We start from the raw sequence: 25,749 nt of genomic DNA, 5'->3' as shown, positions 1-25,749 counted from the left end.
AGTCCATGTGGCCGGACCGTCGGGCCGCCCCCTGCCGTCGATCACCGATGAGAACGCCTTCTTCTGGACGTCCGGGGCGGACGGCCGGCTGCGCTTCCAGCAGTGCGAGGCGTGCGAGGCGCTGATCCACCCGCCGCAGCCGGTGTGCCGGTACTGCCGGGGCACCCGGCTGCGGGTGCGGGCGGTGTCGGGCTCCGCCACGCTCATCGGCTTCACCGTCAACCACCGGTTCGCCCTGCCGGGGCTGCCCCCGCCGTACGTCGTGGCGCAGGTGGCGATCGAGGAGGACCCCCGCGTCCGGCTGACGACCAACGCCGTCGGCTGCGATCCCGGCGACCTCGAACTCGGCATGCGGATGGAGGTCGCCTTCGAGCAGGCCGAGGACGTGTGGCTGCCGCTGTTCCGCCCGGCGGCCGAGCAGGGCGGGCCGGCGGAGCCGGTCGCGGACGCGGTGGAGCCGGAGCGGATCGGCCGGCACGTCCGGCCGATGGCCGCGGCGGACAAGTTCGAGGACCGCGCCGCGATCACCGGCATCGGGACCTCGGAGATCGGACGGCGCCTGATGGTCGCGCCGCTGTCGCTGACCGTGGCGGCGTGCGAGCGGGCGGTCGCGGACGCCGGCCTCACCCTCGACGACATCGACGGCCTGGCGACCTACCCCGGCGCGGGCGCCTTCGGCGGGTTCGCCGAGGGCGGGGTCACCGCCCTGGAGTCGGCGCTGGGCATCCGGCCGACCTGGTACAACGGCGGCGCGGAGACCTTCGGCCCGGGCGGCTCCCTGATCGCGGCGATGCTCGCGGTCGCGGGCGGGCTGGCCCGGCACGTGCTGTGCTTCCGCACGCTCTGGGAGGCCACGCACACCGAGCTGATGCGGCAGGGGAAGATCACCCCGCCCGGCGGCGAGCGGGTCTCCGGCGGCTCCGCGTGGACGCACCCGTTCGGCGCGATCTCGGCGGCGCACACGCTGGCGCAGAACGCCCAGCGGCACTTCGCCCGGTACGGGACGACCCGGGAGACGCTCGGCTGGATCGCGCTGAACCAGCGGGCGAACGCCGCGCTGAACCCGGCGGCGGTCTACCGCGACCCGATGACGATGGACGACTACCTCGGCGCGCGTCCGATCACCACGCCGTTCGGGCTCTACGACTGCGACGTGCCCTGCGACGGCGCGATCGCCGTCATCGTGTCGGCGGCCGACGCCGCGCGCGACCTGGCCAAACCGCCCGTCCGCGTGGAGGCCGTCGGGACGCAGATCATCGAGCGGCTGGAATGGGACCAGAGCACCCTCACCCACGAGCCGCAGGTCCTCGGGCAGGCCGCGCACCTGTGGACGCGCACCTCGCTGCGGCCCGCCGACGTCGACGTGGCGCTGCTCTACGACGGCTTCACCTTCAACTGCCTGTCGTGGATCGAGGCCCTCGGCTTCTGTGGCATCGGCGAGGCCAAGGACTTCCTCGACGGCGGCAAGAACATCGCCCGCGACGGCGTCCTTCCCCTCAACACCCACGGCGGGCAGCTCTCGCACGGGCGCACCCACGGCATGGGCCTCGTCCACGAGGCCGTCGCGCAGCTGCGCGGGGAGGGCGGGGAACGGCAGGTGCCGGACGCCCGGGTCGCGGTGGTCAGCAGCGGCGGGCTCACACCGAGCGGAGCCATCCTGCTGCGGTCGGACGCGTGACGGCCGCCGCGGACCCTGTACCGTCCCGCCTGGTCGCCGACGTCGACGGTGTCCCGATGTCGGCGCTGCTGGCGGAGGCCCCCCGGCCCCGGGCCGTCGTCGTCGCCCTGCACGGCGGCGCGACGACCTCGGTGTACTTCGACGCGCCGAACCGGCCCCGGCTGTCGCTGCTGCGGACCGGTGCGGCGCTCGGCTTCACCGTCCTCGCCCTGGACCGTCCGGGCTACGGCGCGTCCGCGGTCCGCCCCGAGCGGATGACGACCGCCGAGGAGCGCGTCGACCTGGCGGACGCGGCGGTGGACCGGTTCCTGGGGTCGCGCCCCCGCGGCGCGGGCGTCCTGCTGGTGGGGCATTCGCTGGGCTGCGAGCTGGCCGTCAGGATGGCGGCCGGCGAGCGCGTCCGCGACCTGCTCGGGCTGGAGATCTCCGGGACGGGGCGGCACTACCGGCCGTCCGCCGCGGAGATCCTGACGGGCCGGTTCCGGGGCGGCTCGTCACGGACGTCCCAGGCGAGCGGGGTCCGCGACCTGGTGTGGGGCGGCGACGGCCTGTACCCGGAGCGCATCGCGAGTGAGGCGGGCGTCCTGGTCCCCGGTCCGCCGCATGAGGGCGCCGTGGCGCGGAGCTGGCCGCACGACTTCCCGGCGGTCGCCGCCCGGGTGCGCGTCCCGGTGCACTACACGCTCGCCGAACACGAGGGCGTGTGGAGATCCGGTCCGGCGGGACTCGCGGACGTCGCGGCCATGTTCACCGCCGCGCCGCGCGTCGAGGCGGAGGAGCAGGCGGGCGGCGGGCACAACCTGAGCCTCGGCCTGTCGGCCATGGCGTACCACCTGCGCGTCCTGGCCTTCGCGGAGGAATGCGTCCTGGCCCGGGAGCGGTCGGATGGCCGGCGCCCGTCCGGGCGGGCCCACACGGTGGGCGAGGAGACGCCGCGCTGAGCGGTCGGGCCCTCAGGCCGGGACCGCGGCGGTCAGTCCGCGGCCTTCGGGGTCCGGGACCCGATGGCGGCGCCGGCGATGCCGCGGAAGCAGAAGTCCCAGACCTCAGCGGAGGTGAAGGGCACGGCGCGCCCGTCGACGGAGACGCCGTTGCCCTGCGCGGCGAACATGATCGTCTGCATCACGAGGGAGGCGCGGCGCCGCGGCCGGTCCGCGGGGATCGCGCCGGCCTCGGCCGCCTGCTCGATGAGCTCGGTGAACACCGAGAGCAGCGGCAGATGGGCGGCCGCGACCTGGGCGGGATGCCGGACGAGCAGCTGCTGCGCGAAGTCGCTGAACAGCGGGCGCCGCACGTGCGGCTTCGGGCGGGACTGCTCGTAGAGGAGCTCGACGGCGCCCCGCAGGCGGCGCAGCGGGTCGGCCTCGGACACGGCGGCGTGCCTGATCTCCAGCGCCCCGGTGGCCAGCGCGTCCTCGAACAGCGCCAGCAGGAGCTCGTGCTTGCCGTCGAAGTGCTGGTAGAAGCTGCGCAGCGACTGCTGGGACCGTTCGACGACCTCCTGGACGGTGAAGTCCGTCGTCCCGTTCTCGACGATGAGCTCCTGCGCCGCGTCCAGGAAGCGCTGCACGCGCTGCTCGGCGCGGAGCTTGGCGGCTCGGGTGGATCGCTCGACGGCCCGCCTGCGCCACGCCGGCTCTTCGGAGACTTCGGTCACGTGCAGAACGATACTCTGCGCTATCGATAAAGCCACACTCATGATGGACTTAAAAACGTCTCCCTCAAGAGACTCTTACTATCGATTCTTGAGAATGCTATTCTCTCGCCATGCACCACCTGGGCTGGCAGGCGCGGGAGCGCCCCGACGCGCCCGCCGTCATCGAGAGCGGCGGCAGGACCGTGACCTACGGGGAGCTCGACGCCCGTTCCCGCCGGCTGGCCGCCGCGCTGGACCTGGCCCCGGGCGAGCGCATCGCCGTCCAGATGCCCAACGGCGCCGCGCTGCTGGAGGTCGCCTGGGCCGCCCAGCGCTCGGGCCTGTACTACACGCCGGTGAACACCCACCTGCGGCCGTCGGAGATCGAGGAGATGACCGACGGCGCGCTGCTCGTCACCACGGAGGTCTACGAGCGGCTGCTCGCGGCCCCGGCGAACGGCGAGTCCCGCGAGTGCGAGGGACGCGAGCTGCTGTACTCCGGGGGGACCACGGGACGCCCCAAGGCGATCCGCAAGCAGCTCACCGCCGGCCCGATGGGCGACCCGTCCGCCGACTGCGTCCGCGTCGCGATGGGCCTGGAGCGGTACGGCATCGGCCCCGGGAGCGTCTACCTCTCCCCCGCCCCGCTCTACCACGCCGCGCCGCTCGTGTACTGCATGTCGCTGCTGCGGCTGGGCGCGACCCTCGTCGTCATGGACCGCTTCGACGCGGCCCGCTGCCTGGAGCTGATCGAACGACACCGGGTCACCCACGCGCAGTTCGTCCCGACGATGTTCATCCGCATGCTGAAGCTGCCCGCCGGGCAGCGCGACCGCGACCTGAGCAGCCTCGAGCTGGTCTTCCACAGCGCGGCGCCCTGCCCGGTGGAGGTCAAGCGGCGGATGCTCGACTGGTTCGGGCCGATCATCCACGAGTACTACTCGGGCACCGAGGGCTACGGGCACGTCGCCATCGGCCCGGAGGAATGGCTCGCGCACCCCGGCTCGGTCGGCAAGGCCGGCGACGACGTCAGCATCCGGGACGGCGTCGTCTACTTCGGCGACCGCACGCTCGGCGACGTCGGCCGCCTGGACGAGGACGGCTACCTGTACCTGACCGACCGCGTCGCCCACATGATCGTGTCCGGCGGGGTCAACATCTACCCGCAGGAGGCGGAGAACCTCCTGGTCATGCACCCCCGCGTGGCCGACGCCGCGGTGATCGGGGTACCCGACCCGGAGATGGGCGAGCGGGTCCTGGCGGTGGTCGAGCCGGCGGACGGGCAAGGCGGCGACGAGCTGAAGGACGAGCTGCTCGCGTACTGCCGGGACCGCCTCGCCCACTACAAGTGCCCGCGCGACGTCGACTTCGTGCCCGCCCTGCCGCGGGACCCGAGCGGCAAGCTGCGCAAGGCCCTGCTCCGGGAGGGCTACTGGCAGGACCACGAAACGAGGATCGTCTGAATGGCACCGGCCTCCGGCGATCCGAAGACGGCCCATCACGGCGAAGCGGTCCGGCGCGGGGCGGCCGACGCCGCCGGGCCGGCCGCCACGACACTGCTCTGAGGCGAGGGCGCTCATGGATTTCGAGTTCGACGAGGACCAGCGGCTGCTGCAGGAGATGGTCCGCGACACGGTGGCCAAGTCGCGGTCGCAGCCCGAGGAGAAGCTCTGGCGGACCTACCAGGAGCTCGGCTGGCTGGAGACCCCGCCGGTCGAGCTCGCGATCATCCTGGACGAGCTGGGCTACGTCGCCGACCCCACCCCGTTCCTCGCCACGGCGACCTGGTTCGCGCCGCTCGCCGGGCGGCTGCCGGACGGCTCCGGGACCGGGGTGTGCGACGGCACCGGACGCTTCGTCCTGGACGCCGACCGCGCCGACGAGGTGGCGCTGCTCACCCGTGACGGCGTGGTCGTCGTCGCCGGGGCGGAACTGGACGTCGAACCGGTCCCGGTCTTCGACCCGACCCTGCGCGTCGCGCACGTCGCGGCCCCGGACCTCGCCGCCGGGATCCCGGACCTGACCCTGATGGGCCTGGCGATCACCGCCGTCGGGGCGTGCCGCCGCATCCTGGACCTCGCGCTGGCGCACGTGAAGCGGCGCGAGCAGTTCGGCGTGCCGATCGGCTCCTTCCAGGCCGTCAAGCACAAGGCGGCGGACATGCACGTCGCGATCGAGCGGGCGAAGGCGCTGGCCTACTACTCGGCGCTGACCATCGCCGAGGACGACGCCCGCCGCCGCGAGGCCGCGCTGATGGCCAAGGCCGCCGCCGGGGAGTGCCAGCGGATCGTGTTCAAGCACGGCTACCAGCTCTTCGGCGCCATGGGCTACACGTGGGAGAACGACCTGCAGATCTACCTCAAACGAGCCAAGGCGTGCGACCTGCTGCTGGGCGGAGCGTCGGTGCACCGGCGAGCGCTGCTGGAGGAGTTCGCACAGAAGGGAGCCGTCCGATGAAGCTGGCCCCCGACCCCGAGGTCGAGGAGTTCCGCGCGGAGTTCGCCGCGTTCCTCGACGCGAACCTGCCGAGCGCGGAGGAGGCCGCGGTCCGGCCGAAGTCCAGCGCGGACATCCCGGAGTGGGCGCGGCGCTGGCAGCGCACGCTCTTCGACGCGGGCTGGCTGCTGCCGGGGAACCCGCCGGAGTACGGCGGCCGCGACGCCACGCTGCCGCAGCAGCTCGCCCACCTGGAGGAGCTGTCGCGGCGGCGGATCTACCACAGCTTCAACCCGCAGGGCCTCGGCATCGTCGCCGCCTCGCTGCTGACGTTCGGCACCGAGGAGCAGAAGCGCCGGTGGGCCGTCCCGATCCTGCGCGCCGAGATCACCGCCGCGCTCGGGATGAGCGAGCCGGGCGCCGGCTCCGACCTGGCCGGGCTGCGCACCCGCGCCGTCCTCGACGGCGACGAGTTCGTGGTCAACGGGCAGAAGGTGTGGACGTCCGGCGCGCACGACGCCGACATCCTGCTGACGTTCGTGCGCACCGATCCCGACGCGCCCAAGCACAAGGGCATCAGCGTCCTCGTCATCCCCACCGGCAGCGAGGGTCTGGTCCGCAGGCCGTTCGGATCGATCGCCGCCCCCGACGACCACGACTTCAACGAGGTGTTCTTCACCGACGTCCGGGTCCCCCGGGAGAACCTGATCGGCCCCCTGCACGGCGGCTGGGGGGTGGCGCACGGCTCGCTCGGGCACGAGCGGACGCTGCTGTGGCTGAGCTACGCCGACTGGATGAGCTACCTGATCGAGGACTCGCCCAGCAGCGAGGAGTGGTACGCGACGCTGCTCATGGACCTCCAGGCGATCCGGCTCCTCGGCTACCGCCAGCTCGCCGGCGGCCGGGACCCCGCCGAGCTCTCGGTGCTCAAGCTGTTCGGGTCCGAGGCCGTGCAGGAGGCGTCCCTGCACGCGCTGGAGGAGCACGGGCCCGACTCCCTGGTGCATCCCACCCTGACCGCGCCGTACAACCACATGGACCTCGCCGACCACTACGCGAGCTGGTTCGAGCGGTACGCGCGCAGTTTCGGCGGGACGATCGCCGGCGGCACGTCGGAGATCCAGCGCAACATCATCGCCGAGCGCATCCTCGGCCTGCCCCGCTAAGCATCGGCCCGCGCAGGGCCGCGACCTGCAAGAGCACATCGATCTCAGTGAGGAGGGGCGTATGAGCGCCTCGGGCATGCGCGTCGGTTTCATCGGGCTGGGCAGCCAGGGCGGCCCCATGGCGCGGCGGATCGTCGACGCCGGGCACCCGACGACGCTGTGGGCGCGCCGCCCCGCGACGCTGGAGCCGTTCGCCGGCACCGCCGCGGCCGTCGCCGCGTCCCCCGCCGAGCTGGCCGCGGCCAGCGACCTCGTCTGCGTCTGCGTGGTCGACGACGCCGGGGTGGAGCAGGTCGTGGCCGGTGAGGGCGGTGTGCTGGCGGGGCTCGCGGACGGCGGGGTGATCGCCGTGCACAGCACCGTCCACCCCGACACCTGCCGCCGCCTGGCGGCCGAGGCGGACAAGGCCGGGGTCTCGCTCATCGACGCGCCGGTGAGCGGGGGCGGCCCCGCGGCGTCCGAGGGCCGCCTCCTGGTGATGGCGGGCGGCGAGCAGGAGACCGTCGAACGCTGCCGCCCGGTGTTCGCCTCCTACGGCGACCCGATCGTCCACACGGGTCCGCTCGGCTCCGGGCAGGTCGCCAAGCTGCTGAACAACCTGCTGTTCACCGCCAACCTCGCGACGGCGTCGACCGCGCTCACCCTCGGCCGGGCGCTGGACGTGGACCCCGGGAGCCTGGCCGAGGTGATCTCCCACGGCAGCGGCGCCAGCTTCGCCCTCGACCGGGTCGCCCCGACCGGGGGAAGCCTCGACCGCCTCGCCGCCTACGCCGGCGCGCTGCTCCGCAAGGACGTCGGGCTGATCGCGGGCGTCGCCGAGGCGGCGGGCGCCGAGCCGGGCGCGGTCCTGGACGCCGCCGACGCCACCCTGGCCCTCATGGACCACCGCAGATGACCGGGTCCCGGTCCGCGCCATGACGCCCGGCGACGCGGCTCCGCAGACCCCCCCGCAGAGGAGGAACCGATGGACCAGATCTTGTACGACGTCAAGGACCGCGTCGCGGTCATCACCCTGAACCGCCCCGAGGTCGCCAACGCGCAGACCATGGAACTGCTGGACGACCTCGACGCCGCGTGGAGCCGCGCCGCCGCCGATGACGAGGTGCGGGTCATCGTGCTGAAGGGCAACGGCAAGCACTTCTCGTCCGGCCACGACCTGAAGAGCGGCGGCCCGCCGCCCGCGAAGATCACCCTCGAGTCGATCTACGCCGTCGAGGCGCGGCGGTACCTGGAGTACACGCTGCGGTGGCGCAACGTCCCCAAGCCGTCGATCGCGGCGGTGCAGGGCAAGTGCATCGCGGGCGGGCTCATGCTGTGCTGGCCGTGCGACCTGATCGTGGCCGCCGAGAACGCGCAGTTCTCCGATCCTGTGGTCCACATGGGCATCGGCGGCGTGGAGTACCACGGCCACACCTGGGAACTCGGCCCCCGCAAGGCCAAGGAGATCCTGTTCACCGGCCGTCCGGTCACCGCGGACGAGGCGGAGAAGGTCGGCATGGTCAACCGCGTCGTCCCGCTGGACGAGCTGGAGCCGACCACGATGGAACTCGCCGGGCAGATCGCGCAGATGCACCCCTTCGCACTGCGGCAGGCCAAACGCGCCGTCAACCAGACCCTCGACGTGCAAGGCTTCTACGCTGCGATCCAGACCGTGTTCGACATCCACCAGACCGGGCACGGCAACGCCCTCAGCGACGTCGGGTTCCCCGTCCTCCTGCGGCACGCGGGAATGAAGGACAAGCTCAAGAGCGAGTGAGCGCCGCGCGGCGTCAGAGCGCGGTGGACGGGTCCGCGAGCCGGCCGGTCGGGGGCCGGATCATCCCCTGCACGGAGTAGGAGGCGACCAGGCGCGCGTCCTCGCTGTACACGCGTCCCTCGCTCTGGGTCGTTCCGCGGCCCGTGTAGACGACCCGGGTCGCGTACAGCAGCCACTCGGTGACGTCGACGTCCTCGTGGTAGGCGACCGTGACCTTGGATATGCCGGTGGAGATGGTCCTGTGCGCCATGGCCTCGCTGTATCCGGCGTGCGGACGCAGCGCCGCGGCGATCGTCCAGTGCGCGACCGGGTGCGTCATCAGGGCGCTGTGCAGGTAGGCGGCCGGCGGCGCGTCGGCGAAGCGCGTCCACACGAACAGCTCGGGCGGCCCGACGCTCCGCGGGTCCTCGTCGTAGGCGTCGTCGACGATGCGCAGCTCGCGGCCCTGCACCCGCATGCCCGGCCGCTCGAAGGGACGCGCCGGCCGGGAGACGTCGGGCATCGGCGCCGTCGAGCCGATGAGGTCGTCGGCGTCGGCTCCCATGAGGATCAGCCCGGCGCAGCAGAACCGGCCGTCCTGCGACACGCGCGCCTGGACGGTCGAGTAGGTCCGGCCCCTGTGCGGTACGTCCAGCTCGACCTCGATCCCCGCGTCGTGTCGGGCGGCCCGCGAGAACACCATGGACGCCGACGCGACCCGCTGATCGGGGATCTCCTTCGACGCCGCGACGACGGCGTCCGCCAGGAGCTGCCCGGCCTCCACGACGTTGCGGACGGCGACCCCGTGGGCCGGGGCCCTGTACCGCCCGGGTCCGGCCGGCCGGACGTCCATCAGCCGGAGCAGCTCGTCCTCGTCCCAGGCCTTCTCCGGCTCTCCCCCGGTGGCGGGCTCCGCCCCCGCGGTCCCCAGGTCCCTCACCTTCCGGCGGAGGTGACCGGGTCGGCCGCGCCGATCTGGACGACGGCCCGGTCCTGGTAGAAGGCGATGTGGTCGCGCAGGACGGCGACCTCGGTGTACGGCTCCGGGTACTCCCAGGCGATGGGCTCAGCGCCGTCCCGCCGCCGCCAGTACTTCGCCTGCCCCTTGAACGGGCAGCGCGAGGTCAGGTCCGACGGCGCGAGATGCTCGGTCCGCACGTCCGCCCTCGGTATGTAGAGGACGAGCCCGTGGTCCTGCTCGTCGACGACGAGGGCGGCGGTGGTCTCGGCCAGAGTCACGCCCTCGTGGGTCACGCGGACGAGGTTGCGCTTGCGGCGCACGTCCACCAGGTAGTCCGGCCGGTCGATGTATCCCGATGCTTCCAAGGCTTCCTCCTCGGGGCGCGTCACAGCGCGTCCGGCAGCGAGCCGCCGCGGACCTGTTCGCGGAGGCGGAACTTCTGGATCTTTCCGGTGGCGGTGCGCGGGAAGTCCGCGACGAGGTGCACCGACTCCGGCCATTTCGGCCGGGCGAGCCCGGCCGCGGCGAGGTGCGCCCGCACGTCGTCCACCGTCACCGGGCGCGCCGGATCGCGCGGGCGGATCACGGCGCAGGCGTGCTCGCCCAGCCGCGCGTCCGGCTCGGCCACCACGCTCACCTCGGCGACCCGCTCCATCCTCAGCAGCAGCGCCTCGACCTCCTGGGCGCTGATGTTCTCGCCGCCCCGGATGATCACGTCGGCGACCCGGTCGGTGATGGTGAGGTAGCCGTCGCCGTCCACCTCGCCCATGTCGCCGGTGCGGTACCAGCCGTCGGCGTCGAACGCCCGGGCGGTGAGGCCGGGGTCGGTGTAGCCGATGAAGCAGTCGGCGCCGCGGGTGAGGATCTCGCCGTCGCCGTCCAGGCGGAACTCGGCGCCCGGCAGCGCCCGGCCGTCCGTGCGCAGGCGCTTGCCCGGCGCGTCCTCCAGCAGGCTCGCCGTGACCGACGGGTGCTCCGTGCTCCCGTACGACCGGTACACCGCGATGCCCTCCTTCGTCGCCCGCTCGGTGAAGGCCTCCGGCACCGTCGCGCCGCCCAGCCCCATGTACGGGATCAGGGCCAGGTGCCCGGGGGTGAAGTCCGGGTGGTCGAGCAGGCTGGTCAGGAAGTAGGGCGGCCCGCCGGCGATGCCGACGCCCCGCTCGCCCATCAGCGCCAGCACCTCCGCCGGGTCCCAGACGTCGATCAGGTGCACGGGCTCCGAGCGCAGCAGCGGCAGCAGGAACGCGTTGATCATTCCCATGAAGTGGCCGACCGGGGTGCCCACCACCTGCGGCGGCCCGCCCTTGCCGTAGAAGTGGTCGGCCTGCCGCGCCTCCCAGCCGATCGTCTGGTGGCTGTGCACCACGCCCTTGGGCTTGAGCGTCGTCCCGGACGTGAAGCCCACGATCGCCGGGGACGCGGGGTCGACGGGCTCCGGCGCCGGCAGCGGGTCGGCGTCCAGCATCCGGTGGAAGGGGACGGCGTTCCTCGGCAGCTCCCGCTCCGGGCGTTCGCTCACCACCAGCCACAGCGGTTCGCCGCCGCGCGCGGCGAACAGGTCCTCGTACTGGCGGAGGTGGTCGGTGCGCCCGAAGGCGTCGGGCGTGACGACCACCGCGGGACGGGTGTCGTCCAGGATGTGGCCGACCTCCTTGGGGCCGTAGAAGTGCACCACCGGGACGACGATCGCACCGACATAGGCGGCGGCCCAGAACGTCACGGCGGCCTCGACCCAGTTCGGCAGCTGCAGGACGACCACCGAGCCGGGGCCGACGCCGCGGGCCTTGAGGGACCGGGCCAGCGACCGCGCGGCCCGGTCCACGTCGGCGAGCGTGCCGCTGTAGGGACGCACCCGGGAGCGGACGTGGAAGGGCAGGTGCGGGGCCCGGCCGAGCCCGGCGGCCACCGTCGAGCCGAGGGACTCGCCGGTCCACCGGCCTTCGTCGCGGTAACGCCGCACGAGCGCGGCGGGCACCGTCCGGAGGCCCCAGCCGTCGAGAGCAGAGCTTGGAGTCATCGTTCCGCCTTCAGTACGACTTCGGCAGGCCGAGGACGTGCTCGCTGATGTAGTTCAGCACCATCTCCTGGCTGACCGGCGCGATGCGCATCAGGCGGGACTCCCGGAAGTAGCGCTCGACGTGGTACTCGCGGGCATAACCGAACCCGCCGTGCGTCTGGACGGCCGCGTCCGCCGCGGCGAAGGCGGCGTCGGCGCACAGGTACTTCGCCGTGTTCGCCTCCTTGCCGCACGGCTCCCCGGAGTCGTAGCGGGCGGCGGCGTGCCGCGCGGCCAGCTCCGCCGCGTCCAGCCGCATCGACGCCTCGGCGAGCGGGAACGCGATCCCCTGGTTCTGGCCGATCGGACGGTTGAACACCACCCGCTCCCCCGCGTACCGGACGGCCCGGCGCAGCGCCGCGCGGCCGATGCCCAGCGATTCGTGCGCGAGCAGGATCCGCTCGGGGTTGATGCCGTCCAGCAGGTACTTGAACCCGCTGCCCTCCTCGCCGACGAGCGCCGATCCGGGCACGCGGAAGTCGTCGATGAACAGCTCGTAGGAGGACACCGCGTTGCGGCCGAGCTTCGGGATCGCGCGCATCTCGACGCCGCCGCCGGTCAGGTCGACGACGAACATCGACAGCCCGTCCGTCGGGCGTTTCCCCTCGCGCGGCTCGCTCGTGCGCGCCAGCAGCACCGCCTTCTGCGACTGCGCCGCCTTGGTGATCCAGACCTTGCGCCCGTTGATCACGTAGTCGGAGCCGTCCCGGCGGGCGAAGGTGCGGATCCGGCTGGTGTCGGAGCCGGCGTCGGGCTCGGTGATGGCGAAGCAGACGTGCAGGTCGCCGGTGGCGGCGGCGGGGAGCAGCTCGCGGCACAGCCGGTCGCCGCCGTGCCGGGCCACCAGGTTGAGCCCGAAGATCGTCAGGTGGAAGGGGCTGCAGCCGTTCATGCCCGCCCCGGACGCCGCGATCTCGTACATCATGGACGACGCCGCCGAGATCCCCATGCCCGCGCCGCCGTACTCGCGCGGGATCGCGATGCCGAGCCAGCCCGCCTCCGCGAACGCGTTGTAGAACTCCCAGGGGAACCGGGACTCCTGGTCGGCCTCGGCCCAGTAGGCGTCGTCGAACCGCCCGGCCACGTCCCGGACGGCCGCGCGCAGTTCCTCGTCGGTGAGCGCCTCGTCGGCGGTGGCGCCGGAGGGCGCGGTGTCCTGGCTCATCGAATGCTCCCAGATCGGTTTCCTGCGTCAGCGCACCGAGCGCCCGCCGTCGACGTACAGCACCTGCCCGGTCACGAACCCCGACTCCTCGGCGGCGAGGAACAGGGCGGCGTTGGCGATGTCGGCGGGCTTGCCGACCCGCCGCATCGGCAGGGTGGCCGCGACGTCCGCCAGCCGCCGCTCGACCGGGACGCCGAGGCGCTCCGCCGTCGCCCGGGTCATCTCGGTGTCGACGTAGCCGGGGCCGATCGAGTTGACCGTGACGCCGAACGGGCCGAGCTCGATGGCGGTCGTCCGGGTGAAGCCCTGGATGCCCGCCTTGGCCGCGGAGTAGTTCGCCTGGCCCCGGTTGCCGAGCGCCGAGGTGGAGGAGATGTTGACGACCCGCCCGTACCGGCGCTCGACCATGATCTTCTGCGCGGCGCGGGTCACCAGGAACACGCCGCGCATGTGCACGTTCACCACGGTGTCCCAGTCGTCCTCGGTCATCTTGAACAGCAGGTTGTCCCGGGTGACCCCGGCGTTGTTGACCACGATGTCGAGCCCGCCGAGCTCCTGGACGACCCGCTCCACCGCCCGCTCGACCTGCGCGGCGTCGGCGACGTCCGCGCCGAGGCCGAGGGCGCGTCCGCCCTCCTTCCCGATCGAGGCCACGGTCTCCCGCGTCAGCTCCTCCTCCAGGTCCAGGACGCCGACGCTGGCACCGGCGCGGGCGTACGTCCGGGCGATCTCCGCTCCGATGCCGCGGGCGGCGCCCGTCACCAGCGCGACGCGGCCGTCAAGATTCGTCATGATGCTCGGCTCCTGTGTTCTCGGGGACGGACGGGGCGGGCACGGCGCGGGCGCGCCCGATCGCGCGGACCGCGTCGCGGTGGGCGCCGGACTCCAGGAGCCGGACGTGCCACTCGGCCTCGGCGTCCGCGCACTCGGCGAGGTCGTGGTCGTGGGCGCGGGCCACATGGCGCTTCATCGCCTTCACCGCGTCCGGGGAGACGGCGGCGAGGCGTCCGGCCACGCCGGCGACGTGGCCGTGCAGTTCGTCGTCGGGGACGGCCTCGGTGACCAGGCCGAGTTCTTCGGCTCGCGCGGCGGGCAGGGGCGGCGACAGGTACAGCAGCTCCAGCGCCCGGGACGGGCCGACCAGCCGGTTCAGCGCCCAGGTGCAGCCGAAGTCGCCGGCGAGCCCGAGCCGGCCGAACCCCGTGCGCAGCGTCGCGGACGCGGCCGCGTAGCGCAGGTCGCAGGCGAGGGCGAGGCCGAGCCCCGCACCGACGGCCGCGCCCTCGACCAGCGCCACGGACGGCTTGCCCAGCTCGCGGAGCCGGACGACGGTCGCGCGCTGGAGCGCCTTCTGGGCCGCGAGCCGCACGTCGGGGGCGTCCGGCGGGCCGAAGATGCTCTCCCCCGCCGCGAGCCTGGCGAGGTCGCCGCCGGCGCAGAACGTGCCGCCGGCCCCGGCCAGGACCACGACCCGGACGTCGTCCGCGCCGGCGGCGAGGTCCAGCATCGCGGCCAGGCCGTCGAGCATCTCCCGCGAGAAGGCGTTGCGGACCTCCGGCCGGTTGAGCGTGAGGGTCAGCACGCCGCCCGCCCGCGCGGCGCGCAGGTGCGCGCTGCCCGTCGCCACGGCCCCGCCCGAATTACTTGACATAGACGTCGAAATTATAATGAGCTGATCGCCAGGTCAATGCCCGTCACCGAGCCGCCCCGCGCGCCGGCCAGCTGTCATCGACATTGACGTCAAAGTTAGACTCAGGTGAAAGCCGGCCCGATCCGCACCCGCGCCGCACGTCCTGGAGGACCCCGATGCCCGACCGGCCAGGCAGCCGAGACCCGGCCCGCGCCCCCGCACCGCCCCTCGCCGGCACCGTCGTGGTGAGCTTCGAGCAGGCGGTGTCGGCGCCCTACTGCACGCGGATGCTGGCCGATCTCGGCGCCGAGGTCATCAAGGTCGAGCACCCGCGCGCCGGGGACCTCACCCGCTGGTTCGACGACGCGGCCGACGGCATGGCGACCTACTTCGTCTGGCTCAACCGCAACAAGCGGTCGCTGGCGCTGGACTGCAAGCGGCCCGAGGCGCGGCCCGTCCTCGACCGGCTGCTGGAACGCGCCGACGTCGTCGTGCAGAACCTCGCGCCCGGTTCCGCCCGCCGCCTCGGACTGGACGCGACGACGCTGGTCGAGCGGTACCCGTCGATGGTCGCCGTGGACATCTCCGGGTACGGCACGGGCGGCCCGCTCGACCACCGCCGCGCCTACGACCTGCTCGTCCAGGCCGAGAGCGGGTCGTGCGCCGCGACCGGCCGGGCCGACGCGCCCGCCAAGCCCGGCATCCCGATCGCCGACATCGGGACGGCGATGCAGGCCGCGTCCGGCATCATGGCCGCGCTGCTCGGGCGCGCCCGCACCGGCACCGGCGCCGCACTGCAGGTGAGCATGTTCGACACGGCGGCCGACTTCCTCGGCTTCGCCCTCCTGTACGCCCGGTACACGGGCGAGGAGCGCGCGCCGATCGGGATGTCGTCGCCCATCGTCGCCCCCTACAACGCCTACCCGACCAAGGACGGCCGCACGGTCGTGCTCGGCACGACGAACGACGCCGAGTGGCAGCGCCTCGCCCGCGACCTCATCGATCGTCCGGACCTCGCCGACGACCCGTCCCTGGCCACCACCCCGCTGCGGTGCGGGCAGCGCGCCCGGCTCGATGACGCCATCGCCGCCTGGACGTCCACCCTCGACCTCGCCGAGATCTGCGCGCGCGCAGACGCGGCGGGCATCGGCAACGCCGAGTTCAACCGGGTCACCGAGGTCGTCGACCACCCGCAGCTCACCTCGCGCGGCCGATGGCGGGAGGTCGGGTCCCCGGTGGGGCCGCTCGCCTCGCTGCTGCCCCCGATCGTCACCCCCGCATGGGGCACGCCGCTGGAGGACGTCCCGGCCCTCGGCGAGCACACCACCGCGATCCTCACCGACCTGGGCTTCGACTCCGGCGCGCAGGACGGGCTCCGCAAGGCCGGCGCGGTGTGACCCCGCGGCCCGGCTCACCAACAGTCAGGAGAGACATGAACGAGGCTGTGATCTGCCGGCCGGTGCGGACCCCGATCGGCCGGTTCGGCGGCGCGCTGCGGACGGTCCCCGTCCAGGACCTGGGCATGACCGTCGTCAAGGCGCTGCTCGGCGGCACGGAATCCGACGGCGGCGGGCTGGACGGCGCGCTCATCGACGACGTCGTGTTCGGCCACTGCTACGGCACCGCCGAGGCGCCCGCGATCGGACGGGTCATCGCCCTGGACGCGGGCCTGCCGGCCACGGTGCCCGGCGTACAGATCGACCGGCGCTGCGGGTCCGGCCTCCAGGCCGTGGTGTACGCGGCCGCGATGGTGCGCTCCGGCGCCGCCCGGGCGATCATCGCGGGCGGCGCGGAGAACATGTCGCAGGCCCCGCACTACTCGCTGACCGCGCGCTGGGGGTCGCGCGCCGGCGACATCACGCTGACCGACACGCTGACGCGCGGCCGCACGACCGCCGGCGGCCGGCACCACCCCGTGCCGGGCGGCATGCTCGAGACGGCCGAGAACCTGCGCCGCGAGTACAAGATCGGCCGCGAGGAGCAGGACGAGCTGTCCCACACCTCGCACCGGCGGGCACTGGACGCCCAGGACCGCGGCGCGTTCGCGGAGGAGATCGTCCCGGTGACCGTGCGCGGCCGCAAGGGCGACGTGGTCGTCGACACGGACGAGCACCCGCGCCGCGACATCTCCCTCGAGAAGCTCGCCGCGCTCCGCCCGGTGATGGCGAAGGACGACGCCGAGGCGACGGTCACGGCCGGCAACGCCAGCGGCCAGAACGACGGCGCCGCCGCGTGCCTGGTGACGACGCCCGAGTTCGCCGCCGAGCACGGCCTGCGGCCGCTCGCCCGCGTGGTGTCCACCGCGATCGCCGGGGTCCCGCCGCATCTGATGGGCATCGGGCCGGTGCCGGCGACGCGGAAGGCGCTGGACGCCGCCGGGCTCACGCTGGCCGACGTGGACCTCGTCGAGCTGAACGAGGCGTTCGCGGCGCAGGCACTGGCGGTGACGCGGGAATGGGGCTTCGCGCGCGACGACTTCGAGCGGCTCAACGTCAACGGCTCGGGCATCTCGCTGGGGCACCCGGTCGGGGCCACCGGGGCGCGGATCGTGGCGACGCTGCTGCGCGAGATGGAACGGCGGGACGCGCGCTACGGCCTGGAGACGCTGTGCATCGGCGGCGGTCAGGGCATCGCCGCGGTGTTCGAGCGGGTGCGCGGCTGAGCGCGTTCCGCCGCCGGGGGCGGAAGGGTCAGGTCCGGGCGGCCTTCTTGGCCTTTCCGCCCGCGGCCCTTCCGCCTGCTGCCTTTCCGTCCGCGGCGGTCGTCTTGCCGTCGGCGTCCGGGTTCAGGCCCAGCGCGTTGGCCCACAGCAGCGTGAGCTGCTCCACCGCCTCGTTCATGGCGAACCGGGCGCCGCCGACGAACATCATCTCGGCGAACTTGGCGACCATGCCGCCGAGCGCGGTGGCCGCGTACCGCTCGTCGACGCGCGCGTCGGCCAGCCCCTCCGCCTGCAGCCGCTTGATCGCGGACTCCAGCCGGGCCGCCAGGTAGTCGTCGCGCTTGGAGCGCACCCGGCGGACGTCCTCGTCGTAGCGGCTGACCTCCTCGATGACCCGCATGATGCGGGCCTCCTTGCGGTAGGCGGTCAGGTAGGCCTTGTTGGCGGCGCGGATGCGGTCGATCGGCCCGGCGTCGTCGGCGAGGTCCTGCGCGATGTCGTCCATCGACACCAGGCGCACCTCGACCTCCTCGGCGATCTCCCGGAAGAGCGATTCCTTGGAATCGAAGTAGTGGTAGAACGACCCGTGCGACACCTCGGCCTCGGTGGCGATGTCGGTGATCCGCGCCTGGAGGAAGCCGTCGCGTTCGAACACGGTCTTGCCGGCGGCGACCAGGCGCGCCCGCGTCCGGCGGCCCTTCGCCGAGCGGGGCTCGGGATCCATGCTGCTCTCCAAACGGATGAATTCGACGTCGGAAACACCTCAACGTCGAGAATATCAACGTCCCCGGCCACGATCACCTGACCCGGGACGGCCGCGCCGGCCCGGCCGCCGCCGCGCGACCACCGGCACTTTATTTGACATCGACGTCAGTATAGAATGATGGGCCACGGTAGCCCCGCCCCGCGCGCGGGGACGCAAGGGAGATGAGATGGCACCGGTCCCCATCGCCGACGACCTGTTCACCTGGCCCGACGACGAACCCCGGCTGATCGGCGGCAGGTGCGAGGAGTGCGGTACGCACGTGTTCCCGCTCCGCGCCGGCTGCGCCCGGTGCGGAGCCGCCGCGGTGGAGCGCGCGCTGCTGAGCCGCGACGGGACGCTGTGGACGTGGACGTCCCAGGGCTTCCCGCCGAAGGCGCCGTTCCGCGGCGAGTTCGCCGGCACGGACCCGTTCGAGCCGTGGCTCGTCGGCGTGATCGAACTGCCCGGCCAGCTGCGCGTCGAGAGCCTCATCACCGGCTGCGCGCAGGGCGACCTGGAGTTCGGCATGCCGATGCGGCTGGTCACCCTGCCCTTCCGCACCGGCGAGGACGGCGCGGAGATCATCACGTTCGCCTTCAGCCCGGAAGGGGCCGAGCATGCCTGATGTCGCGATCATCGGGGTGGGGATCCACCGGTTCGGCCGCTTCCCCGGCAAGCCGGCGCTGGCCATGGGCGCCGAGGCGGCCCGGGACGCGCTGGCCGACGCGGGCCTGGGCTGGTCCGACGTGCAGTTCGCGGTGGGCGGCAGCTACGAGGTCGACCAGCCGGACGCCGTCGTCGCCGAGCTCGGGCTGACCGGCGTGCAGTTCACCAACGTCTACAACGGCTGCGCGACCGCCGGCAGCGCGCTGGCCCTGGCGAGCCAGACGATCAGGCTGGGCGAGCACGAGATCGGCCTCGTCCTCGGCATGGACAAGCACGAGTCCGGCGCGTTCACCGCCGACCCGCGCGAGTACGGCTGCCCGGCCTGGTACGGCGAGATGGGGCTGTTCCTCACCACCAAGTTCTTCGGCATGAAGATCAACCGGTACATGCACGACCACGGCATCACGCACCGGACGCTCGCGGAGGTCGCCGCGAAGAACTACCGCAACGGCGAGCTCAACCCGCACGCGCACCGGCGCAAGCCGCTGTCCCCGGAGCAGATCCTCGAGTCGCGGATGCTGAACTACCCGCTGACCCAGTACATGTTCTGCAGCCCCAACGAGGGCGCGGCGGCGCTCGTCGTGTGCAGCGCCGACGTGGCGCACCGCTACACCGACAAGCCGGTCTACCTGCGCAGCGTCGTCACCCGCACCCGGCGGTTCGGCGCGTTCGAGGTGCACACCCCGTCCGCCTCCGTGGCCGCCGACCACGTCCCGGCGCCGACCGTGGACGCCGCGAAGGCCGCGTTCGAGGCGGCGGGCGTCGGCCCGGAGGACGTCGGGATCGCCCAGCTCCAGGACACCGACGCCGGCGCCGAGGTCATCCACATGGCCGAGGTCGGGCTGTGCGCGGACGGCGAGCAGAACGAGCTGGTCGCGTCCGGGGCCACGGCGCCGGGCGGCCGGCTGCCGGTCAACACCGACGGCGGCCTGATCGCCAACGGCGAGCCGGTCGGCGCGTCGGGCCTGCGGCAGGTGCGCGAGCTGGTGCTCCAGATGCGCGGCCGGGCGGGCGAGCGGCAGGTCGCCGGCGAGCCGCGGGTCGGCCTCGCCCAGCTGTACGGCGCGCCGGGCGTCGCCGCGGTCTCCATCCTGTCCACCTGACCGGCGGGGGCGCCCCGGAAGCGGAGCGGCCCGGGGGGCGCGCGCCCCGGGCCGCTCCGCCGCTCTCAGCCCGCCGCCGCCCCGAGTGCCTGGCGGGCGATGATGACCTGCTGGATCTGGCTCGTCCCCTCGTAGATGCGGAAGAGCCGCGCGTCGCGGTAGAACCGCTCGACCGGCACCGACCGCATGTACCCGGCGCCGCCGTGAACCTGGACGGCGCGGTCGGCCACGCGCCCGACGGCCTCGCTGCAGAAGTACTTGGCGGCGGCCGGTCCGGTGCGGCGGTCTGAGCCGTCGGCGTAGGCGCGCGCGGCGTCCAGGACGAGGGCGCGGGCCGCCATGGTGTCGGTCACCGAGTCCGCGATCATCGCCTGCACCAGCTGGTGCGAGGCGATCGGCTTGCCGCCCTGCTTGCGGTCGGAGGCGAACCGGACGGACTCGTCGACCAGCCGGCGGCACATCCCGACGCAGGCGGCGGCCAGCAGCAGGCGCCCGTTGGACAGGCAGCGCATCGCGGTCAGGAACCCGGTGCCGGCGGCCGCCTCGCCGCCGACCACGGCATCGGACGGCACCCGCACGCCGTCCAGGTTCACGTCGGCCGTCCAGGCTCCGAACTGCCCCATCTTGTGGTCGCGCGGCCCCACGGTCAGCCCCGGGGTGCCGGCCGGGACGATGAAGGTCGCGATCCCCCGGGACGATTTCGCGTCCGGGTCGGTGCGGGCGAAGACCATGAACACGTCGGCGATCGGGGCGTTGGTGATGTAGCGCTTGACGCCGTTCAGCACCCACTGGTCGCCGTCGCGGACCGCGCTGGTCCGCAGGTCGGCCGGGTCGGACCCGGCGTCCGGCTCGGTGAGCGCGAACGAGGCGACCGCCTCCCCGGAGGCGAGCCGGGGCAGCCAGCGCTCCTTCTGCTCCGGGGTCCCGGCGTCCATGATCACCTGCCCGGCGATGCCCACATTCGTGCTGAACATCGAGCGCAGCGCCGGGGTGGTGTAGCCGATCTCGATCAGCAGCCGGCACTGGTCGACGACGCCGAGCCCGAGGCCGCCGTACTCCTCCGGGATGGTGAACCCGAACAGGCCCATCCGCTTCGCGGTCTCGCGCAGCTCGGCGGGCACCTCGTCCTTCTCGTCGATCTCCGCCTCGCGCGGGATCACGTCCTTGCGGATGAAGTCGCGGACGGCCTCCAGCATCGGTTCGAGGTCGTCGTCATGGGTGTCGGCCACCGGTCAGCCACCTTCCGTGAGCTTTATTTCGACGTCGGAGTCATTAACACGAGCGCGAGACGCCTCAGGTCGCCGCGCGGGTGGACGCCCGCTCCTGCAGAGCGGTCTTGAGCACCTTCCCGCTCGCGGTGAGCGGCAGCTCCTCGATCAGCTCGACGAAGCGCGGCACCTTGTAGTTGGCCATCCGCTCGCGGCACCAGGCGATGACCTCGCCGGCGGACGGCGCGGGCGGGCGGGGCACGACGAACGCCATGCCGACCTGGCCGAGGCGCGCGTCGGGGACGCCGATGACGGCGACCTCCCGGACGCCCGGATGCTCGAGGAGCATGGCCTCGATCTCGGCCGGGTAGGCGTTGAAGCCGCCGACGATGAACATGTCCTTGGAGCGCCCGGCGATGCGCAGGCAGCCGCGCTCGTCGAACCGCCCCAGGTCGCCGGTGCGCAGCCAGCCGTCCGGGGACAGCACCTCCGCGGTCGCGTCCGGGTCGTCCAGGTACCCGGCCATGACGGTCGGCCCGCGCAGCACGATCTCGCCTACCTCGCCCTCCGCGGCGTCCTCGCCGGCGCCGTCGACGACGCGGATCTCGAAGCCGGGCCGGGCGCGCCCGACGGTGGTGGCGATGGTCTCGGGGTCGTCGCCGGGCCCGGTCGAGCTGGCCGTTCCCGCCTCGGTCAGGCCGTATCCGGCGACGATCACCTTGAACGGCAGCTCGTCGCGGATCCGCCGGATCAGCTCGACCGGGATGTCGGCCGCGCCCGTCACCGCGACGCGCAGGCTCGACAGGTCGTACCGGCCGCGGTCGGGGTGCTCCAGGATCGCGTGGTACATGGTCGGGGCGCCCGGCAGGACGGTCGCCCGCTCCTCGGCGACCAGCCCCAGCACCGTGTCGACGTCCAGGACGGCCTGCGGGTACATGGTCGCGCCGGCCGACAGGCAGGCGAGGATGCCGGCCTTGAAGCCGAACATGTGGAAGTAGGGGTTCACCATCACGTACCGGTCGCCCTCGGAGAGCCCGGTCATGGCGACCCAGTCGGTCGCCACGCGCATCGTCCGGCCGTGGGTCATGACGACGCCCTTGGGCTCCCCGGTCGTCCCGGAGGTGAAGAGGATGTCGGACGCGTCGCCGGGCCCCAGGGCGGCGCGCCGCCGGTCGACCTCGGCGAGCGCCTCGTCGGTGGCGCGCGCCAGGAAGGCGTCCCACGCCACGCCGGTCCCGGACGGGCGGCCGCGGGCGATGACGATGGTCCGCAGGTCCGGCAGGGCGATGCCCGAGCCGGCGAGCATCTCCACGTAGTCGTTGCCGAGGAAGTCGGTCACCGTCACCAGGGCCTTCACCCCGGCGCGCCGCAGGATGCCGGCGGCCTCCCGTCCCTTGAACCTGGTGTTGACCGGGACGAGGACGGCGCCCGCCTGCTGCAGCCCGAGCAGCGCGGCGATCCATTCGCGGCTGTTGAACGCCCAGATGCCGACGCGGTCGCCCGGCTCGACGCCGCTCGCGACCAGCGCGGCCCCGAACCGGCGGGCCTCCTCGTAGAGCTCCCGGTAGGAGACGCGCCTCCCGCCGTCCACGACGGCGGTCCGGTCGGGGAAGCGCTCCGCTGCGGACGCGGCCATCGCCGCGATGCTCGGCCGGTCCGGCCCGGGGTCGTCGTCGCTCATCTCGGCCTCCATGATTGACATCGACGTCAGTATAGACTTTTATCGGGAGCAGAGAAGAGCTCCTCCGCATCCGCGCCGGCGGCCCGCGCGGCACACCCCCCGCGGGCCCGGCGCGCCTCCCCCGAGGTGGCCGCCACATGATCACCGAGTCCGACCGTCTCCCGGCCGCCGCCGTCGCGACCCGCACCGCGCCGCGGAGTGAGCGCTGATGGACGTCCGCCTGTCCGCCGAACAGCGGGCGCTGCGCGAAGCGGCCGCCCGGCTCGTCGACGACCACGCGCCCGGCTCCGTCGCCGCGCTGGCCGACGCCCCCCGCGCCGCCCGGCTGGACGCGGCGCTGGCCGGGTCCGGCTGGCGCGAGCTGCGCGTCCCCGACGCCGGCGACGGGAACCGGCCGCCCGCCTCGGCCGTCGAGACCGCGATCGTGGCCGAGGAGCTCGGCCGCGGCCCGGCCGACGCGTCCTTCCTGGGGCCGACACTGGCCGCCGAGCTGCGGCGCCGCGCGGGCACCGAACCCGCCGCCGAACCCGAGACCGTCCTGCTGCGGCCCGACCTGTCCGGCCTGGCCGTGGTCGAGGACGGGCAGGCGCGCTGCTCCGGCGTCGCGATCGACGCGCAGGGCGCCACGGCCGCGCTGGCGCTCGTCCGGACCGGCCACGGCTACGACCTGGCGAGCGTCCCGGTGTCCGGCACGTCGCCGGGACGCGACCTCACCCGCCCCGCCGCGACGGTTCAGGACGCCGAGGCCGGACGGCTGCCCGGCACGAGCCGCGGCCCGCTCACCGCCGCGGACGTCGAGGCCTGGTCGGCGTTCGCCCTGGCGCTCACCTGCGCCGACCTGGTCGGGACGATGCGCGGCGCGGTGGAGCTGGCCCGCGGGTACGCCGGCCTCCGCCACCAGTACGGCGTGGCAATCGGCACCTTCCAGAGCGTCCAGCACCTGCTGGCGGACGCGTTCGTCTCGACGGAGGGCTCCAGCAGCATCACCCGGCACGCGGCCTGGGCGGCCGACACCCTCCCGCCCGGGGAGGCGTTCGCCGCCGCCGCGGTCGCCAAGGCCTACTGCGCCCGCGCCGCCCGCGAGGTGTGCGAGACCGCCGTCCAGGTGCACGGCGGCATCGGCATGACGTGGGAGTGCCTCGCCCACGTCCACCTCCGGCGGGCGCTGCTGTCCACCCAGCTGCTCGGCGACGCGGGCGTGAACCTCGCCCGCGTCATCGCGCACCGCAAGATCGGAGGCCTGCACGATGGACTTCGCTGACTCCCCCCAGGAGGCCGCGTTCCGCGCACGGCTGCGGGCGTGGCTCGCCGAGCACAACCCGAAGCTCCCCCATTCGTCCACGGACGACGCGTACTGGGACGGCCAGGCGCCCTGGCACCGGGCGCTGTACGACGCCGGGTTCTTCGGGCTGTCGTGGCCCGAGGAGGTCGGCGGGCACGGCCTGCCGAGCGTGTACGAGGCGATCGTCGACGAGGAACTGGCGCAGGCCGGCGCGCCGCCGCGGCCCAGCCTGGGCTACCTGGTCCAGGGCATGATGCGGCACGGGAGCGAGGACGTGCAGCGCCGCTTCCTGCCCGGCCTGGTCAGCGGCCGGGAGCGGTGGTGCCAGGGGTTCAGCGAACCGGACGCCGGGTCGGACCTGGCGGCGCTGCGCACCCGGGCGGTCCGGCAGGGCGACGAGTACGTCATCACCGGCCACAAGGTCTGGACGAGCTACTCCGACGAGGCCGACTGGTGCCTGGTGCTGGCCCGGACCGACCCCGGCGTCCCCAAGCACAGGGGGCTGTCGGCGTTCGCCCTCCGGATGGACCAGGCCGCCGTCGAGCAGCGCCCGCTCAAGATGATCAACGGGGTGACCCGGGAGTTCGGCGAGGTGCGCTTCGACGGGGCGGTCGCGAAGGCGTCCGACATGGTCGGGGAGCCGGGCGAGGGCTGGCGGCTGGCCATGACCGTGGTCAGCCACGAACGGGAACCGGGCGAGCTCGGCTACGTCGCGCGCTACACCAAGGCGGTCAACGAGCTGGCCGACGTGCTGCGCGCCGAGCCCGGCCGGTTCACCGAGGAGAACGTCCGGGACGTGGCGTGGGCGGTCGTCGAGGCCGAGATGCTGCGGCTGCACGTGTGCCGGCGGCTCTCCGACCGGCTGGACGGCACCTCGCACGGGCCCGAGGGCTCGGTGGACAAGCTGCTGATGACGCGGGTCGAACAGGCCGTCGGGCACGCCGCGCTCGGCATCAGCAATCTGACCGGCGGCATCGAGGAGGACACGTGGCTGAAGACGTATCTCTACAGCCGGGCGCAGAGCATCATGGGCGGGACGTCGCAGGTGCAGCGCAACCTGGTCGCGACCCGGATCCTCGGGCTCCCGGTCGCATGAGCGGCGCGTACGGGATGCCCCCGGAGATCGAGGTCACCGCGGACGGGCCGATCAGGATCGTGACGCTCAACCGCCCCGAGTCGCTGAACGCGACCAACCACGCCCTGCACGCGGGGCTCGGCGCGCTGTTCGGCCGGCTCGACGACGACGAGGAGGCCCGCGCGGTGGTCCTCACCGGCGCGGGCCGCGCGTTCTCGGCGGGCGGCGACTTCTCCTACATCGACGAGCTGGCCAAGGACGACGGCCTGCGGCGGCAGACCCTCGCGGACGCGCGCCGCATCGTCACCGGGATGGTGCAGTGCCGGCTGCCGATCGTCGCGGCGGTCAACGGGCCGGCCGTCGGGCTGGGATGCAGCCTGGTCGCGCTCTCCGACATCGTGTACATCGCGGAGAGCGCCCACCTCGCCGACCCGCACGTCATGGTCGGGCTCGTCGCGGCGGACGGCGGCCCGGTCACCTGGCCGCTGCTGACGAGCCTGCAACTGGCCAAGGAGTACGCGCTCACCGGCGACCGGATCAGCGCCCGCCGGGCCGCCGAGATCGGCCTGGCGAACCACGTCTGCCCCGACGGCGAGGTGATGGCGTCCGCGCTGGCCTGCGCCCGCAGGCTCGCGGCCCTGCCCCGCCGGACGATGGAGGACACCAAGCGCGTTCTCAACCTGCACCTGGAACGCGCCGTCCTCGCCACGCTCGACTTCGCGATCGCCGCGGAGGACCGGTCGTTCCTGTCGCCCGAGCTGCGGGCGACCCTGGACAGGCAGCTGTCCAAGCAGAAGAAGCCGGACTGACCGCCGCAGGGCCTGGTCCGCCGGTGGCAGGGGATCGCCGTTCCCTGCCACC

24 protein-coding genes are annotated in these 25,749 nt (G+C 73.5%); 14 read left to right on the top strand and 10 right to left on the bottom strand.

Annotation, left to right across the window (positions count from 1 at the left end; genetic code table 11):
* Positions 1-7: 7 nt before the first annotated feature.
* Complete coding sequence (locus ACA514_RS18945) at positions 8-1,678, top strand: OB-fold domain-containing protein (protein ID WP_375042489.1); 1,671 nt, start codon at positions 8-10, stop codon at positions 1,676-1,678.
* On the top strand, positions 1,675-2,619 hold the full coding sequence (locus ACA514_RS18940) for an alpha/beta hydrolase (RefSeq protein WP_375042488.1): 945 nt from the start codon (positions 1,675-1,677) through the stop codon (positions 2,617-2,619). The genes ACA514_RS18945 and ACA514_RS18940 overlap by 4 nt, the downstream gene beginning before the upstream one ends.
* Before the next feature lie 32 nt (positions 2,620-2,651).
* On the opposite strand, the gene ACA514_RS18935 is transcribed toward ACA514_RS18940, so the two are convergent.
* Positions 2,652-3,335: a TetR/AcrR family transcriptional regulator gene (locus ACA514_RS18935; RefSeq protein ID WP_375042487.1), complete on the bottom strand. Its 684-nt coding sequence runs from the start codon at positions 3,333-3,335 to the stop codon at positions 2,652-2,654.
* A 110-nt stretch (positions 3,336-3,445) separates the two neighbouring features.
* On the opposite strand from ACA514_RS18935, the gene ACA514_RS18930 reads away from it, so the two are divergent.
* The 5 genes from ACA514_RS18930 to ACA514_RS18910 all read left to right on the top strand — a co-directional run bounded on the left by ACA514_RS18930 (position 3,446) and on the right by ACA514_RS18910 (position 8,672).
* Complete coding sequence (locus ACA514_RS18930; protein ID WP_375042486.1) at positions 3,446-4,777, top strand: AMP-binding protein; 1,332 nt, start codon at positions 3,446-3,448, stop codon at positions 4,775-4,777.
* A 115-nt stretch (positions 4,778-4,892) separates the two neighbouring features.
* Positions 4,893-5,771 carry an acyl-CoA dehydrogenase family protein gene (locus ACA514_RS18925; RefSeq protein WP_375042485.1) on the top strand — a complete coding sequence of 293 codons (879 nt, stop codon included), beginning with the start codon at positions 4,893-4,895 and terminating at the stop codon, positions 5,769-5,771.
* Positions 5,768-6,916 (top strand): acyl-CoA dehydrogenase family protein, encoded by a 1,149-nt coding sequence (locus ACA514_RS18920; protein ID WP_375042484.1) that lies wholly within the window; start codon positions 5,768-5,770, stop codon positions 6,914-6,916. The genes ACA514_RS18925 and ACA514_RS18920 overlap by 4 nt, the downstream gene beginning before the upstream one ends.
* Positions 6,917-6,977: 61 nt before the next feature.
* The gene (locus ACA514_RS18915) at positions 6,978-7,811 is read left to right on the top strand and encodes an NAD(P)-dependent oxidoreductase (protein WP_375042483.1); all 834 of its coding nucleotides are present in this window, start codon (positions 6,978-6,980) and stop codon (positions 7,809-7,811) included.
* A gap of 69 nt (positions 7,812-7,880) precedes the next feature.
* The gene (locus tag ACA514_RS18910) at positions 7,881-8,672 is read left to right on the top strand and encodes an enoyl-CoA hydratase (RefSeq protein ID WP_375042482.1); all 792 of its coding nucleotides are present in this window, start codon (positions 7,881-7,883) and stop codon (positions 8,670-8,672) included.
* 13 nt (positions 8,673-8,685) lie between these two features.
* Here the strand turns inward: ACA514_RS18910 and ACA514_RS18905 are convergent, their stop codons facing one another.
* Genes ACA514_RS18905 through ACA514_RS18880 form a run of 6 tightly spaced genes read right to left on the bottom strand, consistent with a single transcriptional unit; the run spans position 8,686 to position 14,487 of the window.
* Positions 8,686-9,591: an acyl-CoA thioesterase gene (locus ACA514_RS18905; RefSeq protein ID WP_375042481.1), complete on the bottom strand. Its 906-nt coding sequence runs from the start codon at positions 9,589-9,591 to the stop codon at positions 8,686-8,688.
* Positions 9,588-9,977, bottom strand: a complete 390-nt coding sequence (locus ACA514_RS18900) for a DUF427 domain-containing protein (RefSeq protein ID WP_375042480.1) — start codon at positions 9,975-9,977, stop codon at positions 9,588-9,590. Before ACA514_RS18900 ends, ACA514_RS18905 begins: the two co-directional genes overlap by 4 nt.
* 20 nt (positions 9,978-9,997) lie before the next feature.
* The gene (locus tag ACA514_RS18895; RefSeq protein WP_375042479.1) at positions 9,998-11,632 is read right to left on the bottom strand and encodes an AMP-binding protein; all 1,635 of its coding nucleotides are present in this window, start codon (positions 11,630-11,632) and stop codon (positions 9,998-10,000) included.
* Positions 11,633-11,642: 10 nt separating this feature from the next.
* Entirely contained in the window at positions 11,643-12,836 is a 1,194-nt protein-coding gene (locus ACA514_RS18890; protein WP_375042478.1) for an acyl-CoA dehydrogenase family protein, read from the bottom strand.
* Positions 12,837-12,863: 27 nt separating this feature from the next.
* Entirely contained in the window at positions 12,864-13,628 is a 765-nt protein-coding gene (locus ACA514_RS18885) for an SDR family NAD(P)-dependent oxidoreductase (RefSeq protein WP_375042477.1), read from the bottom strand.
* Positions 13,615-14,487, bottom strand: a complete 873-nt coding sequence (locus tag ACA514_RS18880) for an enoyl-CoA hydratase/isomerase family protein (protein ID WP_375042476.1) — start codon at positions 14,485-14,487, stop codon at positions 13,615-13,617. Before ACA514_RS18880 ends, ACA514_RS18885 begins: the two co-directional genes overlap by 14 nt.
* 155 nt (positions 14,488-14,642) lie before the next feature.
* Here ACA514_RS18880 and ACA514_RS18875 point away from each other — a divergent pair, with 155 nt between their 5' ends.
* Positions 14,643-15,863, top strand: a complete 1,221-nt coding sequence (locus tag ACA514_RS18875; RefSeq protein ID WP_375042475.1) for a CaiB/BaiF CoA transferase family protein — start codon at positions 14,643-14,645, stop codon at positions 15,861-15,863.
* Between the two features lie 35 nt (positions 15,864-15,898).
* A complete protein-coding gene (locus ACA514_RS18870; RefSeq protein ID WP_375042474.1) occupies positions 15,899-17,128 on the top strand; it encodes an acetyl-CoA C-acetyltransferase in 1,230 nt (409 codons plus the stop codon).
* A gap of 28 nt (positions 17,129-17,156) precedes the next feature.
* Here ACA514_RS18870 and ACA514_RS18865 read toward each other — a convergent pair whose 3' ends face one another.
* A complete protein-coding gene (locus tag ACA514_RS18865; RefSeq protein WP_375042473.1) occupies positions 17,157-17,852 on the bottom strand; it encodes a TetR/AcrR family transcriptional regulator in 696 nt (231 codons plus the stop codon).
* Between the two features lie 208 nt (positions 17,853-18,060).
* Between ACA514_RS18865 and ACA514_RS18860 the strand changes: the two genes are divergently transcribed.
* Together ACA514_RS18860 and ACA514_RS18855 are read left to right on the top strand one after the other, a co-directional pair.
* On the top strand, positions 18,061-18,498 hold the full coding sequence (locus tag ACA514_RS18860) for a Zn-ribbon domain-containing OB-fold protein (RefSeq protein WP_375042472.1): 438 nt from the start codon (positions 18,061-18,063) through the stop codon (positions 18,496-18,498).
* On the top strand, positions 18,491-19,642 hold the full coding sequence (locus ACA514_RS18855; RefSeq protein WP_375042471.1) for a thiolase family protein: 1,152 nt from the start codon (positions 18,491-18,493) through the stop codon (positions 19,640-19,642). Before ACA514_RS18860 ends, ACA514_RS18855 begins: the two co-directional genes overlap by 8 nt.
* A gap of 65 nt (positions 19,643-19,707) precedes the next feature.
* On the opposite strand, the gene ACA514_RS18850 is transcribed toward ACA514_RS18855, so the two are convergent.
* A complete protein-coding gene (locus ACA514_RS18850) occupies positions 19,708-20,871 on the bottom strand; it encodes an acyl-CoA dehydrogenase family protein (RefSeq protein WP_375042470.1) in 1,164 nt (387 codons plus the stop codon).
* 64 nt (positions 20,872-20,935) lie between these two features.
* Complete coding sequence (locus tag ACA514_RS18845; RefSeq protein ID WP_375042469.1) at positions 20,936-22,552, bottom strand: FadD3 family acyl-CoA ligase; 1,617 nt, start codon at positions 22,550-22,552, stop codon at positions 20,936-20,938.
* Between the two features lie 187 nt (positions 22,553-22,739).
* Here ACA514_RS18845 and ACA514_RS18840 point away from each other — a divergent pair, with 187 nt between their 5' ends.
* The 3 genes from ACA514_RS18840 to ACA514_RS18830 are packed head-to-tail and all read left to right on the top strand — an operon-like array spanning position 22,740 to position 25,697.
* Positions 22,740-23,792, top strand: a complete 1,053-nt coding sequence (locus ACA514_RS18840; protein ID WP_375042468.1) for an acyl-CoA dehydrogenase family protein — start codon at positions 22,740-22,742, stop codon at positions 23,790-23,792.
* Entirely contained in the window at positions 23,779-24,909 is a 1,131-nt protein-coding gene (locus tag ACA514_RS18835; protein WP_375042467.1) for an acyl-CoA dehydrogenase family protein, read from the top strand. Before ACA514_RS18840 ends, ACA514_RS18835 begins: the two co-directional genes overlap by 14 nt.
* Positions 24,906-25,697 (top strand): enoyl-CoA hydratase/isomerase family protein, encoded by a 792-nt coding sequence (locus tag ACA514_RS18830; RefSeq protein WP_375042466.1) that lies wholly within the window; start codon positions 24,906-24,908, stop codon positions 25,695-25,697. Before ACA514_RS18835 ends, ACA514_RS18830 begins: the two co-directional genes overlap by 4 nt.
* The last annotated feature ends 52 nt before the right edge of the window (positions 25,698-25,749 follow it).

Origin of the sequence: Actinomadura sp. NTSP31, assembly GCF_041951385.1 — a bacterium.
Taxonomy (GTDB): Bacteria; Actinomycetota; Actinomycetes; order Streptosporangiales; family Streptosporangiaceae; genus Spirillospora; species Spirillospora napierensis.
Note: the sequence above shows the minus strand (reverse complement) of the source record. Positions and strands in the feature narration are given on the sequence as shown.

Coding starts and splice junctions, on each gene's coding strand:
- ACA514_RS18865 (WP_375042473.1), bottom strand. CDS start 17,852: ATGGATCCCGAGCCCCGCTCGGCGAAGGGCCGCCGGACGCGGGCGCGC.
- ACA514_RS18875 (WP_375042475.1), top strand. CDS start 14,643: ATGCCCGACCGGCCAGGCAGCCGAGACCCGGCCCGCGCCCCCGCACCG.
- ACA514_RS18910 (WP_375042482.1), top strand. CDS start 7,881: ATGGACCAGATCTTGTACGACGTCAAGGACCGCGTCGCGGTCATCACC.
- ACA514_RS18830 (WP_375042466.1), top strand. CDS start 24,906: ATGAGCGGCGCGTACGGGATGCCCCCGGAGATCGAGGTCACCGCGGAC.
- ACA514_RS18895 (WP_375042479.1), bottom strand. CDS start 11,632: ATGACTCCAAGCTCTGCTCTCGACGGCTGGGGCCTCCGGACGGTGCCC.
- ACA514_RS18885 (WP_375042477.1), bottom strand. CDS start 13,628: ATGACGAATCTTGACGGCCGCGTCGCGCTGGTGACGGGCGCCGCCCGC.
- ACA514_RS18870 (WP_375042474.1), top strand. CDS start 15,899: ATGAACGAGGCTGTGATCTGCCGGCCGGTGCGGACCCCGATCGGCCGG.
- ACA514_RS18890 (WP_375042478.1), bottom strand. CDS start 12,836: ATGAGCCAGGACACCGCGCCCTCCGGCGCCACCGCCGACGAGGCGCTC.
- ACA514_RS18840 (WP_375042468.1), top strand. CDS start 22,740: ATGGACGTCCGCCTGTCCGCCGAACAGCGGGCGCTGCGCGAAGCGGCC.
- ACA514_RS18915 (WP_375042483.1), top strand. CDS start 6,978: ATGAGCGCCTCGGGCATGCGCGTCGGTTTCATCGGGCTGGGCAGCCAG.
- ACA514_RS18860 (WP_375042472.1), top strand. CDS start 18,061: ATGGCACCGGTCCCCATCGCCGACGACCTGTTCACCTGGCCCGACGAC.
- ACA514_RS18925 (WP_375042485.1), top strand. CDS start 4,893: ATGGATTTCGAGTTCGACGAGGACCAGCGGCTGCTGCAGGAGATGGTC.
- ACA514_RS18930 (WP_375042486.1), top strand. CDS start 3,446: ATGCACCACCTGGGCTGGCAGGCGCGGGAGCGCCCCGACGCGCCCGCC.
- ACA514_RS18920 (WP_375042484.1), top strand. CDS start 5,768: ATGAAGCTGGCCCCCGACCCCGAGGTCGAGGAGTTCCGCGCGGAGTTC.
- ACA514_RS18880 (WP_375042476.1), bottom strand. CDS start 14,487: ATGTCAAGTAATTCGGGCGGGGCCGTGGCGACGGGCAGCGCGCACCTG.
- ACA514_RS18835 (WP_375042467.1), top strand. CDS start 23,779: ATGGACTTCGCTGACTCCCCCCAGGAGGCCGCGTTCCGCGCACGGCTG.
- ACA514_RS18855 (WP_375042471.1), top strand. CDS start 18,491: ATGCCTGATGTCGCGATCATCGGGGTGGGGATCCACCGGTTCGGCCGC.
- ACA514_RS18845 (WP_375042469.1), bottom strand. CDS start 22,552: ATGTCAATCATGGAGGCCGAGATGAGCGACGACGACCCCGGGCCGGAC.